Genomic DNA, 13,052 nt, shown 5'->3' with positions numbered 1-13,052 from the left:
GCCGGGTTGTTCAGCGCAGGTGCCCGGTGTCGTTGAGCAGCCGCAGCGAGGCGTTGCCGTCCGCGTAGTACTGGACGGCGCAGAGCGAGGCCGCCGACAGCTCCATCCGGTACAGCGAGTCCGGCGGGGCGCCGAGCGCGAGCCGGACCAGCGTCTTGATCGGGCTGACGTGCGAGACGACCAGCACGGTCTTCCCCGGGTAGCGGGCGAGGATCTTGTCGCGGGCGACCCCGGCCCGGTGGGTCAGCGTGGTGAAGCTCTCGCTGCTGCCGGTCGGCTTGGCCTTGGCGGAGCCGAGCCAGGCGTTGAGGTCCTCCGGGTGGCGCTCCTGGACCTCGGCGAAGGTCAGACCCTCCCAGTCCCCGAAGTCGACCTCCCGCAGCCCCTCCTCGTACCGGACCTCCAGGCCGAGCCGGGCGGCGACGGTCTCGGCGGTCTGCCGGGTGCGGCGCATCGGGGAGCTGACCACGGCCTGGATGCTGCCGCGCGCGACCAGCGCCTCGGCGGCCCGCTCGGCCTGCCAGCGGCCCTTCTCGGAGAGCTCCGGATCGCTGCCGCCGCTGCCGGAGAATCGCTTCTCCGGGGTGAGGGCGGTCTCGCCGTGGCGCAGCAGGACGAAGGTGGTCGGCATGCCGAGGTCGGCCGGGGCCGCCCAGCCGGCCTTCGGCGCGGCCTTCTCCAGCGGGGGTTCGGCCACCGGCGCGGCCGGCGTCGCGGGGACGGCGCGGGCCTTGGGCTCCCACGCCCGGCCGGCCTTGCCCGCGTCCATCGCCTCGTTCGCCAGCCGGTCGGCGTCCTTGTTCCGCTCGCGCGGGATCCAGGTGTACTTGACCTGGCCGCGCGGGAGGATGGTGCGGGCCTCGGCGGCGAGCGGCTGCATGTCGGGGTGCTTGATCTTCCAACGCCCGGACATCTGCTCGACGACCAGCTTGGAGTCCATCCGGACGTCCACCGAGGCGTCCGGGTCGATCTCCCGGGCCGCCTTCAGGCCGGCGATCAGACCCTTGTACTCGGCCACGTTGTTGGTGGCGTGGCCGATGAACTCGGCGTCCTCCGCGATGATCTGGCCGGTGTCGCCGTCCCGCACCACCGCGCCGTAACCGGCCGGCCCCGGGTTGCCCCGGGAGCCGCCGTCGGCCTCGACGATGAACCTGCGCCCCGCCATCGGGTCAGATGCCCGAGTCGGCGGTGCGCACCAGGATGCGGCCGCAGTTGTCGCAGCGCACGACCGCGTCCTTGGGCTCGGCCTTGATGGCGTTCAGGTCGGAGACGGCGAACTCGACCCGGCAGCCCTCGCAACGGCGCTGGAAGAGACGGGCGGCGCCGACGCCGCCCTGCTGCTCGCGCAGGCGGGTGTAGAGCTTCAGCAGGTCGGCCGGGACGACGGCGACGACGGCCTCGCGGTCGCGCTTGACCTTCTCGGCCTCGCTGTCGATCTCGGCGAAGGCGGCGTCCCGGCGGGTCTCGGCCTCCGTCAGCACGACCGTGGAGTGCTCTAGGCGCGCGGTCAGCTCGGTGACCCGGGTCTGGGCGGACTCCAGCCGCTCCATGATCTCCAGGACGACGTCCTCCAGGTCCCCCTGGCGCTTGGCCAGCGAGCCGATCTCGTGCTGGAGGTTCTCCAGGTCCTTCGGCGAGGTGATCGTGCCGGAGTCCAGGCGCTGCTGGTTGCGGGCGGACCGGGTGCGGACCTGCTCGACGTCCTGCTCGGCCTTGGTCAGCTCACGGGTGGTGTCGCCGTGCTGGGCCTGGGCGGCCACCACGAGGTCCTTGAGCGCGGTGTGGTCGGCGGTGGCCTTGTCGATCTCGGCGTGCTCGGGCAGGCTGCGCCGCCGGTGGGCCAGCTGGTCGAGCTTCGAGTCGATGGCCTGGAGGTCGAGCAGGCGGATCTGGTCGGCGGGCGCGGCGTTCAAGCGGAGAGCTCCTGTGAATCGGGTCAGGCGGTGAAGGACATGGGGGCGTGCGCGGTCCACGGGTCGGTGACCTTGTGGGAGACCTTGGTCTCGACGGCCCAGCCGCGCTTCTCGGCGGCGCTGTGGAGAGCCCGCTCGGCCAGGGTGAGCCAGGGCCACTCGGTGGCCCAGTGCGCGGCGTCGACCAGGGCGACCGGCGCCGCCTCGACGGCCTCGGACGCCGGGTGGTGGCGCAGGTCTGCGGTGAGGTACGCGTCGACACCGGCCGCCCGCGCCTCGGCGAGGAAGCTGTCGCCCGAGCCGCCGCAGACCGCGACGCGGCCGATCAGCCGGTCCGGGTCGCCGGAGACCCGGACGCCGGTGGCGGTGGCCGGCAGGCCGAGGGCGACCTGCGCGGCGAAGGCGGCGAGGGTGAGCGGGGGCTCCAGCAGGCCGATCCGGCCGCTGCCGCGCCGGCCGAGCGGGTCGGTCGGGTCCGGGACCAGCGGGCCGGTGACCTGGACCCCGACCGCCTCGGCGAGGGCGTCGGAGACACCCGGGTCGGCGTGGTCGGCGTTGGTGTGGGCCACGTGCAGGGCGATGCCGTTGCCGATCAGCGTGTGCACGACCCGGCCCTTGAAGCCGGTGGCGGCGACGCTGGTGGTGCCGCGCAGATAGAGGGGGTGGTGGGTGACCACCAGGTCGGCACCCCACTCGACGGCCTCGTCGACGACGGCCTGTACTGGGTCCACGGCGAAGAGCACGCGGCCGACCTCGGCCTGAGGGTCCCCGCAGACCAGGCCGACGGCGTCCCAGGACTCCGCCCACTGCGGCGGGTAGACCTCTTCGAGCGCGGTGATGACGTCGGACAGTTTCGGCACCTGTCGAGACTACCGTGCGCGCGGGGGCGTCCGGGCCGCCGCCCGTCCCGGGGCCGGTGCGCGCGGGGCGCACAGGTGGGCGCCGACCGTACGGATGCACGTCAACCCGGGGGCCGTGCGGTCCCGCCGGCGACCCGGGGGTCACCTGCCGTGATCAGCCCGGCGGGTTCTGCTCACACCGGCCTGCTCGTACATATTCGAAATACAGGCCGGATCACCCTTACGAGTGAAGTGACCGGATTCGCGTTGAACCGTCCCGACCTCGAAAGTAACTTCACTTCTGAGAACGGGAGTTGCCCCGACCGGGGGGTCGGGAAGGCGCTCCGCCGGCAGGCGGGTCAGGACAGCGGCAGGGCCCGGGCGGACGCGGCCGGGGCGGCGCTCCCGCACTTCCGAGAAACCGATCCAGGCCGTGGCCGTGCTCCCGGGTGCCGGAGCAGTGGGCACCGCCGGGCGTCGACCGGGACGAAGGGATGTGGATGCAGATGGGCGCGGGCACATCGCTGCGGACGGCCGGGGCACGGGAATCGGCGGGCCGCGGACCGGATGCGGCCGGCCCGTGGCCGGAGGCGACGCGGGCGGCGCTGGCCGGTGCCGGGGGCCGGGGAGGCGGTGGCGACTGGGAGGTCGCCGTCGAGGGCTTCTGGTGCACGGCCAGGCCGGCGGCGTCGGGCTCGCGGGAGGCTGCTCTGCGGGTGGCCGCCTCGCTGGAGCCGGCCGAGGAGGGCTGGAAGATCCATGTGAGCGCGGCCTCGGCGGTCGGGGGCGAGGTGCTGGCGGCGGTCGTCGCGGTGCTCGCGGACGACCCCTGCACCTTCAAGTTCGCCGCCGGGCCTGAGCGGCTCCACGAGATCAACTCGCGTAACAGCGACCGGGGTTCGGCGGGGAAGTTCATCACGGTCTACCCCGTCGGCGACGAGCAGTTCCGGCGGCTCGCGGCCGCGCTGCACCGGGCGACGGCGGGCCGGCCGGGCCCGGTGGTGCTCTCCGACCGCCCGTACGAGCGCGGGAGCCGGGTGCACTACCGGTACGGCGCCATCGCGGGGCGGGCCGAGCTGGGCAACGACGGCGGGTACCGGTCGATGCTGCGCGGGCCGGACGGGGAGCGCGTCGAGGACGTGCGGGCGGCGGCGTACCGCTGCCCGCCGTGGGCGCGGGACCCGCTGGCGGCGGGGCCTGCGGCGGGTGCTGCGGGCGGGCCGGGTTCGGGCGGGCCGGGTGCGCCGAAGCCGGTGGTGCCGGCGAAGCGCGGCGGTGTGCTGCTCGCGGGGCGGTACGCGCTCACCGCGGCCGTGCGGCACGGCGCCAAGGGAGGGGTCTTCCTCGGACGGGACACGGACAGCGGCGCGGAGGCGGTGGTCAAGCAGGCCCGCGCGCACATCGAGGTGGACCGGTCCGGTACGGATGCGCGGACGGCGCTGCGGCACGAGGCGGCGATGCTGACCAGGCTCTCCGCGGTGGCGGTCGGGGCGGCCGGGCCGGACCGGGTGGCAGAGGCGGCCGGGGCGAGTGAGCCGGGCACAGCCGGCGAGCCGGGCACGGTCGGCGGGACCGGGCGGCAGCCGCTGGCGCCGCGCCCGATCGAGCTGATCGAGCAGGACGACTCGCTCTTCCTTGTGCAGGAACGAATCTCCGGGCAGCCGCTCGGCGGCTGGGTCGCCGCACGGCTGCGCCGCGACGGCAGCCCCGACGTCGACTGGGCCGAGGCCGAACCGCTTGCGCACGCCCTGCTCGACCTGGTCGAGCGGGTGCACGCGCAGGGCCTGGTGCTGCGCGACCTCTCCCCCGGCAACGTCATGGTGCTGCCGGACGGCGGACTGCGGCTGGTGGACCTGGAGCTCGCCGTCGAGGCCGGTCACCGGGCGGGCACGGCCGGCACCCCCGGCTACCGGGCCCCCGAACAGGGGCGGCTCACCCTGGTGACGGGCGACGCGGGAGTCTGCGTGGCCGAACCCACCGCCGACCTGTTCGCGCTCGGCGGACTCCTCTTCCTCCTCGCCACCGGCCACGACCCGCTGCTGCCCGAGGACCTGCCGCAGGCCCGTCCGGTCGCCGACCGGCTGGGCCGCTGGCTCGCCCTCGCCGCCCGCGACGGCCACACCGCACGCCGCCTCGCCCCGATCGTCCTCGGGCTGCGCGCGGAGGAGCCCGGTCAGCGCTGGAGCCTGGACCGGGCGCGGGAGGCACTCGTGCGCGCCGGGGCGACGGGCCCGTCCGTGGACTCCGGCTCTCTCCCCTACTCCGCTGCGCCTGACGCCGTCATCGACCGTGTCCTGCACGACGGGCTTCGGCACCTGGCCCTGACCGCCACGCCGCTGCGGCGCGACCGGCTCTGGCCGACCGTGCCCGCCGGGGAGCGGTCCGACCCGTGCAACGTGCAGCACGGCGCCGCCGGGGTGCTGGCGCTGCTCGCCCGGGCCACGCTCGCGGCGGGTCTGCCGGAGGAGGTCCGCGCGGAGGCCCGCCGGACGACCAGGACCGCCGCCGAGTGGGTCGAGCGCCGCTGCGCCGCCGAACCGGTCGTCCTGCCCGGCCTGCACTTCGGTCGATCCGGCGCAGCCTGGGCCCTGTTGGACACCGCCGAGGCGCTGTCCGACCCGCGACTCGCCGGGCACGCCGCCGAGTTGGCCCGCCGGATAGCGGTCGAGTGGCCCAACCCGGACGTCTGCCACGGCGCGGCCGGCTCCGGTTTCCTGCAACTCCGCCTCGCGGCGGCCGGCTTGGGGGATGGCTCCGACCAGGAGTTCCTGGCCCGGGCCGCCCGGTGCGGCCACGGGCTGCTCGCCGCCGCCCGCCGTGCGCCGTACGGCACGGTGTGGCCGGTGCCGAAGGACTTCGACTCGGCGCTCGCCGGGATCACCCACCTCGGCTTCGCCCACGGCGTCGCGGGGGTCGGGGCCTTCCTGCTGGCCGCGGCCGAGGCCACCGGCGACCGTGACCTGTTGGCCGGTGCCGTCGAGGCCGGGCGCACCCTTGTCGCGACCGCCCGCCGCCGGGAGCACGGCGGCGGGCTGCAGGACGGCGGCGGGCAGGAGCGCGGCGGCAGGCAGGAGCGCGGCGGCGGCCTGGACACGGCCTGGTGGCCGCAGAGCGCCGGCGACCCCGAGCACGTCCGACTGGCACACTGGTGCAGCGGATCCTCCGGCGTGGGCAGCTTCCTGATCCGGCTCTGGCAGGTCACCGGTGATGCCGCCGCGCACGAGCTCGCCCTCGCCGCCGGGCGGGCGGTGTCGGCCGGGCGCTGGCACAGCGGCATCGGCGCCTGCCACGGGCTGGCCGGCAACGGCGAGTACCTGCTCGACCTTGCCGACGCCACCGGTGACGACGAATTCCGCCGCGCCGCGGATGAGTTGGCGCATCTGATGACCGCCAGGTCGGCGCTGCGCGACGGGCTGCTCGTGCTGCCGGACGAGACCGGCACGGGCAGCGCCGCCGCGTACGGCACCGGCACGGCGGGCGCGCTGGCCTTCCTGCTGCGACTGCGACACGGCGGCCCCAGGCTCTGGGTGGATCCCGTGCCGCCCGCCGCCGGCCGTCGGCACCCCACAGGCGAACCCGGGACAGGCGGTGCGAAATGAACGTGGCCACCCGCGCGGCGACCCAAGCGCTGCGCCGCCTCAGCTTCACCTTCGCGGCCGACGGCAGCCACGCCGCCAGCCTGGCCTCCGCCGCCGACGGCGGCTGGTACGTGGAGAGTTGGCTGCTCCCCTCGACCGGCCCCGCCGTACCGACCGCGCTGCCGCTGCCCGGGAACCGCTCGGAGAACCTGCGCTCGCAGCTGATCGCGCTGCCGGACGGCTCGGTGCTGGTCTGTCGGCACGACGGTGAACGGCATGATCTGGCTCTGCTGTCCGATCCCGGCCCCGGGCGCGAACCGGTCACCTCCGAAAAGCAGTTGGCCACCCTGCGGATGCCGGGACTACGACTGCTGCCACTGCCCGTGCCGCCCGGCGACGCCCCCCGCACGCGGGGAGCGTCCCGCGCGCCGGTCGCCCTCGCGCTCGGTACCGACACCCGGCCGACCACCACCGCCTGGCTGCTGCGCACCGACGGCAGCGAGCCCGAACAGGTCGCCGAGATCCCCGGGCTGCACGGCGGCGGGGTCTGGCTCGACCACGCCGGCAGCCTGCTGGCGCTCGACCGGGTGAACGCGGGAGTCGTCCGCACGGTCGTCCTGGACCTGCGCACCGGCGACGTCACCCCGCTGCTGGAGATCGGCGAGCGTAGCAACGACCGGCTGGTGCTGTTCGATCCGGACAGCCGCTTCGCGATGGTGCGCAGCGACGCGCCCGCCACCGACCGGCTCGGCTGGGGCGTGCTGGGCGGCGGTGAACCCCTGCGGTTCCCGGAATGCCTGCACATGGCGGGCATGTTCCTGCGACCCGTCGCGCTGCGCCCGGCGGCGGACGGCCCCCGCGTGGCCGTCCAGGTCGACCACGGCGCCGGCTCGGCACTCGCCCTGTGGCGGCCAGCCGCCGGCCGACTGGATCCCCTGGCCGTGCCGCCCGGCCGACTGGGCGCGGTCGGACACTGGTCGGAGGCCGGACTGCGGATGCCGTACTCCTCCCCCGACCACCCGGCCGCGCTGGCCACCCTGGACGTGGACGCCCTGCTCGACCACGGTCCGGCCGTCGCGACCACCGGACCGGTACCGCTGCCCCTGCAGTTGGCGCCGCTCGGCTCCGGACTGCCCGGGCCGTGGCGGGACACCGTCCTCCCGTGGCAGCCCGGCACCCCGCGCACCTCCCGCACCGCGCCGCCCGGCTGGCAGCTGGACGGCAGCACCCCGCCCGGGGACGGCGGCCGCTGGCATCCCGCCCAGAGCCTCGAACTCGCCGGTCCGGCAGGTCCGTTGGAGGCGGTGGTGTACGGCGGGGACGCCTGGCTGAGCAGTCCGCACCTGGTACTCGCACTGCACGGCGGCCCGGCGGACGCCTGGCGGCTGGAGTTCGACCCGGCGCTCCAGCGCATGGCCGCCGCGGGACTGGCCGTGATCGCCCCCAACCAACGCGGCTCCACCGGCTACGGGTTGGCGCATGCGATGGCCATCCGAGGCGCCTGGGGCGGACCGGACCTGGACGACATCCTGTACCTCCTGGACGGCATCGCGGGCCAGCGCGCGGCCCTCGGCCTGGAGCCGCCGGCCCTGTTCGGAGTCAGTTACGGCGCGTTCCTGGCCCTGCTGGCGGCCGCGCACGCGCCCGCCGACCATGTCGCGCGCTGTGCGGTGGTCGCGCCGTTCCTGTCCGGCGCCCGGCTGCTGGCCGAAGCGTCCTCTCCGGTACGGGCGTTGACGACGCGGCTCGGCGGCGGCGAACCGATCGCGGACGCCCGCGGCCCCCGCGACGTCCTCCAGCTCGCGCACCGACTGAGCTCACCGCTGCTGGTCGTGCACGGGGACCGGGACGAGGTCGTCCCGGTGAGCCAGTCCCGTTCGCTGCGGCACGAGTTGCTGCGGATCGGCCGCACCGAGGGTGCCGAATTCCGCTACGTGGAGGCGGCCGGCGCGGGGCACGAGGTGCTGGCCGAGGAGGGCGCCGCGGTGCTCCACGAGCTGCTGGCCGCCTTCCTGCGCACCGGCCGGCCGGGCTAGGCCCCACACGGGAGGCGGGCCTGCGGGGGCGGGCCTGGCCTCGGGCTTGGCCCTGGGTGTGGACCGCCTCGGCTGGCCGGTCCGCACCCACCGCGCCCGACAGCGCCCTCCGGGCAGGGGCCCACCTCGCCGGCCCCGGCCCTGACGGCGACCCCCGTTTCGTCCACGCCCCCGACCACGCCCCGACCCGACCCGACCGCGGCAACCCGACCGCCGCCCGGCGCCGCACCGGTCGCAGGGGGGCACCTCGTGATCTCGATAGGATCTCGCCCGTTCCGGCCGTTATGGTGGCCGGGGCAAGGGCCGCGATCACCGGCTGTGGCGCACCACGGAGCGTCCGATCGGATCTCCGGCCGGTTCTCCGACCGGTCCCCTGAGCAAGCGTCCGAGACCTGGTGTCCGAGACAGGGCATCCGAGACCGGGCGCCCAGTCAGGCAACCGGTTGGGACACCCGATTCGGGCATCCGAACAGGGCTGCCTGGTCAGGGCTGTCAGGTCAGGCGGCCGGATCAGGCACCGGCATCGGATGCCTGCCCCGGACACCCGATCAACGCCCGCCCCGCGCCCGTGGTACCACCCGGGCGCCGAAGCACCTGCACCCTCGCACGGAAAAGACGATTCTGATGTCCGACACCCTCACCGACACCACCGGTCCCGCGAGCAACGGGCCCGACGCCGACGAGACCACTGCCGAGGACACCTCGTCGCACGGTCGCCACCGGGGCCACTCCGCCGCCGACGACGCGCCGGAGGCCGACCCGCACGGCCGACACCGTCTCGGCACCCTCGCCGGCCGGAACTGAGAGAACCCGCACGGAACCCCGGAAGGGCCCGCCACACCGGCGGGCCCTTCCGCTTGCCCCGGTCGGCGGCCAGCGGTCAGCGATCAGCAGTCAGCGGAAAACCGCGCCCTGCCCCACGACACGCCCAACGACGCACCTCAGGCACCTCACGCGTCCAGCGTGACGATCGTCCGCAGCGCCTCGCCGTCCCGCATCTGCGCGATGGCCTCGTTGACGTCGGCCAGGGCGACCCGGTGCGTGATCATCCCGGCCAGGTCGATCCGCCCGGCCCGCCACAGCTCGACGACCAGCGCGATGGTCTGGGACACGTCCGCGCCGCCGTACAGCGAGGGCAGCAGCCGCTTCTCGTTGAAGAACAGCTCGCCCATGGTGAACTGCGCGAGGTCGTCCTGCGCCCCGGCGCCGATCACCACCACCGCGCCCCCACGCCGGGCCGCGTCGTACCCGGCCCGCACCGTGGCCCCGCGGCCGACCGCCTCGAAGACGTAGTCGTAGCCGCCGCCCGGTACGCCCTTGGCCGTGGCCTTCAGGTCCTCGGGGGCGATGGCGTCGGTGGCGCCGAAGGCCAGGGCCCGCTCCCGCCGCGAGGCGACCGGGTCGACCACGGTGATCCGCCCGGCGCCGCAGACCCGGGCACCCTGCACCGTCGCCACGCCCACGCCGCCCGCGCCGATCACGGCGACGGAGGCGCCCGGCTCGACCTTCGCGGTGTTGACCGCCGCGCCGATGCCGGTGGTCACCCCGCAGCCGATCAGCGCGGCGAGCTCGTACGGCAGGTCGGCGGGGACCTTGACGACGGCGCCGCGGTCGACCACCACCTCCTCGGCGAACGCCCCGGTCCCGTAGAAGCCGGAGGCCTCCACGGTCGTGGCGTCCGCCAGGGGGCCGAACCGGAAGCCGGGTGCGCCGAGCCGGCGGAGGCTGGCCACGCACAGGTGCCCACGGCCCCGCTCGCAGTGGACGCACCGGCCGCAGGGGGCCATCCAGCAGAGCACCACCCGGTCGCCGACCTCGACGCCGGTCACGCCTTCGCCGACCTCCACCACGTCCCCGGATCCCTCGTGGCCGGGGACGAAGGGCGCGGGCTGCGGCAGCACACCGCTCATCGCCGAGAGGTCGGAGTGGCAGAGGCTGGCCGCCCGCAGGCGCACCCGCACCTTGCCGGGGCCGAAGCCGACCGCCACCACGTCGTCGCGGACGTCGAGCGTGTCCTGGCCGGTCTTGTGCAGGATGGCTGCGCGCATGGCGTTGCTCCCGGGGTCCGAATCGCTGGTCGGGCCCGATTCTGGCACGCCCCGTCCGCCCGGAGTAGAACACGTTTCACTCCGCTGTCCGGCCGCCCCCGCCAGCGCTTCTGACCACCGGTCGAAATCCCCCCGCCCCGCATCGGCCGGCCGTGGCATGATCAGCCGCCGTGTCCACGCCTGCCTTGACCTCGCCCGCTGTCCAGACCTGCCCGGAGTGCGGCGCGCGACTCGACGTCGATCCCCGCTTCTCCGCCTGGTGCCCCCACTGCGACTGGAACCTCGTCCCGGCCGCCGAGGCCGCCGAGCCGCCTGCGCACGGCGCCGACCGCGCCGAGCAGCTCTACGAGGACCTCGCCGCCGGCCGTTCCGCCACCGGACGGCGCGACTGGCTCGCCGCCTCCGCCTTCGCCGCGCTTGTCCATCTGAGCACCACCGCACTGCTCGCCTGGGCTCTCTGGCTGCTCGTCACGGGCAACACCCCGCTGCGCTGCCTGGGCGCTGCCGCCCTCGCGGTCGTCGTCCTGCTGCGCCCCCGGCTCGGCCGGGTCCCACGCGGCGAGAGCGTGCTGGACCGCCACCGGGCGCCCGCGCTGTACGGCCTGACGGACCGGATCGCCGCCCGGGTGGGGGCCGGCCCGGTCGGGGTGGTCCGGGTCGACGAGAGCTTCAATGCGAGCATCGCGGTGGTCGGCCTGCGACGGCGTTCCGTCCTCACCCTGGGTCTGCCGCTCTGGGAGGCGCTGACGGAACAGCAGCGGATCGCCCTGCTCGGCCACGAGCTCGCCCACCGGGTGAACGGCGACCACCGGCGCGGCCTCTGGCTCGGCTCCGCGATCAGCGCGCTCGCGCACTGGCACGACCTCGCCCGGCCCCGTCAGCGAACCGGGGACACCGCCGCGATCCCGGTGCTGTTGCACCTTGCCGAGCTGGTCGCCGACGCGTTGCTCAACAGCCTGGCCTGGCTGCTGCTGAAGGCCGTACGGCAGCTCGACCGGCTCACCGCCCGAGCCGGGCAGCAGGCCGAGTACCACGCGGACAAACTCAGCGCCCGGGCCGCCTCCACCACGGCGACCCGCGGGCTGCTGGAGACCGTGCTGCTGGACGGGGCGACGCACACCCTGGTGACCCGGCTGCGGGCCGACCTCGTACACCGGCCCAGGACGGTCCGCCGCGGTGCGGCCCGCCCGCCGCAGGAGCCGGTGACCACCACACTCTGGGAGCAACTGCGCGAGCACCTCGCCACCATTCCGCCCCTGGAGCGCGAGCGCCTGCTGCGCCGCTCGGCGATCCGGCAGGACGCCGTGGACGCCACCCACCCGCCGACCCACCTGCGGCTGGCCCTGCTCGGCCGCCGCCCGTCGTACCCGGCCGTCATCACCACCACACCCGCCGAGTCCGCCGCCATCGCCGCCGAACTCGCCCCGCACCGCGAGCGCGTCGCCCGAGCCCTGCTGGCCGGCTGACCTGCCGGCCTGCTGACCCGCCCACGAGCCGCGCAGGAAGTCGGCCCACCCGGCTTCCTGCGCCCGGCTCCGCCGCCCCGCCCCCCGGCACCCACAGGACGCCCGGGCGTACCGTCGAGTAGGGTCCGACGGCGAGCGGTAGCACCGCCCACCGGGTCGCTCGGACACCCGAAGCGCCCGGAACGTCCCGAACTCCCCGAACACCCGGCCCGCCCGGAACCCCGGGAGCCCACACCGTCCACCGCCCCGGCGAGGAGCAGCACCATGTCCGACCTCCTGCAGAACACGCGCCCCGCACCCGAGGTGCTGGCGGCGTTCGAGGCCGCGACCGGGTTCATGCCCGTGGACGAGGGCCTGGCGCTGTACGCGGCGGCGGTGGAGTCCGCCCGCCGCACCGGGCGGCCGGTGCTGGAGATCGGCACCTACTGCGGCCGGTCCGCGATCCTGCTGGCCGCCGCGGCCCGGGAGACCGGCACGGTGGCGCTGACCGTGGACCACCACCGGGGCTCCGAGGAGCAGCAGCCCGGTTGGGAGTACCACGACACGACCCTGGTGGACCCGGAGGTCGGGCGGATGGACACCCTCCCCCGGTTCCGCCGCACCCTGCACGCGGCCGGCCTGGAGGAGTACGTGGTCGCGCTGGTCGGCCGCTCGCCGCAGATCGCGGCGCTGTGGGGCGGACAGGTCGGCCTGGTCTTCATCGACGGCGGCCACACCGACGAGCACGCGACCGGCGACTACGAGGGCTGGGTGCCGCACCTCGCGCCGGAGGGCCTGCTGGTGGTGCACGACGTCTTCCCCGACCCGGCGGACGGCGGACAGGCGCCCTACCGGGTGTACCTGCGGGCGCTCGCCGAGGGCTTCGAGGAGGTCTCGGTGACGGGCTCGCTGCGGGTGCTGCGCCGCACCGCCGGCTGACCCGCCGCGCCCTCCCGGTCCTCACCCGGTCCCCGTCCCGCCGCCCCCGAGAACACCCGGCCGCCCGCCGCGGGATCCCGCCGTTCCCTCCCGCCCGCGCCGTCCCGGCCGGTCCACGAGATCCCCGGACCCGCCCCACAGGCGATCACGGATGCTCTAACGTCGTGCCGGGGCTGTGGGGCGGGGGCTCGAACGGTACGGTGTCCGCGCGGCGCGTCGGTCATCTCGGCGGCGCCGCGACCGGCGCCGCTGCG

9 protein-coding genes are annotated in these 13,052 nt (G+C 75.5%); 5 read left to right on the top strand and 4 right to left on the bottom strand.

Features of this window, described 5'->3' with window-relative positions:
* Positions 1 to 10: 10 nt before the first annotated feature.
* The 3 genes from ACIGZJ_RS01325 to ACIGZJ_RS01315 are packed head-to-tail and all read right to left on the bottom strand — an operon-like array spanning position 11 to position 2,773.
* Entirely contained in the window at positions 11 to 1,165 is a 1,155-nt protein-coding gene (locus ACIGZJ_RS01325; protein ID WP_396455370.1) for a bifunctional RNase H/acid phosphatase, read from the bottom strand.
* Between the two features lie 4 nt (positions 1,166 to 1,169).
* Entirely contained in the window at positions 1,170 to 1,913 is a 744-nt protein-coding gene (locus ACIGZJ_RS01320; RefSeq protein ID WP_396455369.1) for a zinc ribbon domain-containing protein, read from the bottom strand.
* Between the two features lie 23 nt (positions 1,914 to 1,936).
* A complete protein-coding gene (locus ACIGZJ_RS01315; RefSeq protein ID WP_396455368.1) occupies positions 1,937 to 2,773 on the bottom strand; it encodes a Nif3-like dinuclear metal center hexameric protein in 837 nt (278 codons plus the stop codon).
* Positions 2,774 to 3,258: 485 nt separating this feature from the next.
* Between ACIGZJ_RS01315 and lanL the strand changes: the two genes are divergently transcribed.
* From lanL to ACIGZJ_RS01300, 3 genes are all read left to right on the top strand, one after another.
* Positions 3,259 to 6,351 carry a class IV lanthionine synthetase LanL gene (gene lanL, locus ACIGZJ_RS01310; protein ID WP_396455367.1) on the top strand — a complete coding sequence of 1,031 codons (3,093 nt, stop codon included), beginning with the start codon at positions 3,259 to 3,261 and terminating at the stop codon, positions 6,349 to 6,351.
* Complete coding sequence (locus tag ACIGZJ_RS01305) at positions 6,348 to 8,366, top strand: alpha/beta hydrolase family protein (RefSeq protein WP_396455366.1); 2,019 nt, start codon at positions 6,348 to 6,350, stop codon at positions 8,364 to 8,366. Before lanL ends, ACIGZJ_RS01305 begins: the two co-directional genes overlap by 4 nt.
* A gap of 624 nt (positions 8,367 to 8,990) precedes the next feature.
* A complete protein-coding gene (locus tag ACIGZJ_RS01300; protein ID WP_392927439.1) occupies positions 8,991 to 9,170 on the top strand; it encodes a hypothetical protein in 180 nt (59 codons plus the stop codon).
* A gap of 146 nt (positions 9,171 to 9,316) precedes the next feature.
* Here the strand turns inward: ACIGZJ_RS01300 and ACIGZJ_RS01295 are convergent, their stop codons facing one another.
* Complete coding sequence (locus ACIGZJ_RS01295) at positions 9,317 to 10,414, bottom strand: alcohol dehydrogenase catalytic domain-containing protein (RefSeq protein WP_396455365.1); 1,098 nt, start codon at positions 10,412 to 10,414, stop codon at positions 9,317 to 9,319.
* A gap of 170 nt (positions 10,415 to 10,584) precedes the next feature.
* On the opposite strand from ACIGZJ_RS01295, the gene ACIGZJ_RS01290 reads away from it, so the two are divergent.
* A complete protein-coding gene (locus ACIGZJ_RS01290) occupies positions 10,585 to 11,880 on the top strand; it encodes a M48 family metalloprotease (protein WP_396455364.1) in 1,296 nt (431 codons plus the stop codon).
* Between the two features lie 264 nt (positions 11,881 to 12,144).
* Complete coding sequence (locus ACIGZJ_RS01285) at positions 12,145 to 12,798, top strand: class I SAM-dependent methyltransferase (RefSeq protein WP_396455363.1); 654 nt, start codon at positions 12,145 to 12,147, stop codon at positions 12,796 to 12,798.
* Positions 12,799 to 13,052: the final 254 nt, after the last annotated feature.

The sequence above is a fragment of the Kitasatospora sp. NPDC052868 genome (assembly GCF_044547105.1).
GTDB lineage: Bacteria > Actinomycetota > Actinomycetes > Streptomycetales > Streptomycetaceae > Kitasatospora.
Note: the sequence above shows the minus strand (reverse complement) of the source record. Positions and strands in the feature narration are given on the sequence as shown.

Coding starts and splice junctions, on each gene's coding strand:
- ACIGZJ_RS01325 (WP_396455370.1), bottom strand. CDS start 1,165: ATGGCGGGGCGCAGGTTCATCGTCGAGGCCGACGGCGGCTCCCGGGGC.
- lanL (WP_396455367.1), top strand. CDS start 3,259: ATGGGCGCGGGCACATCGCTGCGGACGGCCGGGGCACGGGAATCGGCG.
- ACIGZJ_RS01305 (WP_396455366.1), top strand. CDS start 6,348: ATGAACGTGGCCACCCGCGCGGCGACCCAAGCGCTGCGCCGCCTCAGC.
- ACIGZJ_RS01300 (WP_392927439.1), top strand. CDS start 8,991: ATGTCCGACACCCTCACCGACACCACCGGTCCCGCGAGCAACGGGCCC.
- ACIGZJ_RS01295 (WP_396455365.1), bottom strand. CDS start 10,414: ATGCGCGCAGCCATCCTGCACAAGACCGGCCAGGACACGCTCGACGTC.
- ACIGZJ_RS01285 (WP_396455363.1), top strand. CDS start 12,145: ATGTCCGACCTCCTGCAGAACACGCGCCCCGCACCCGAGGTGCTGGCG.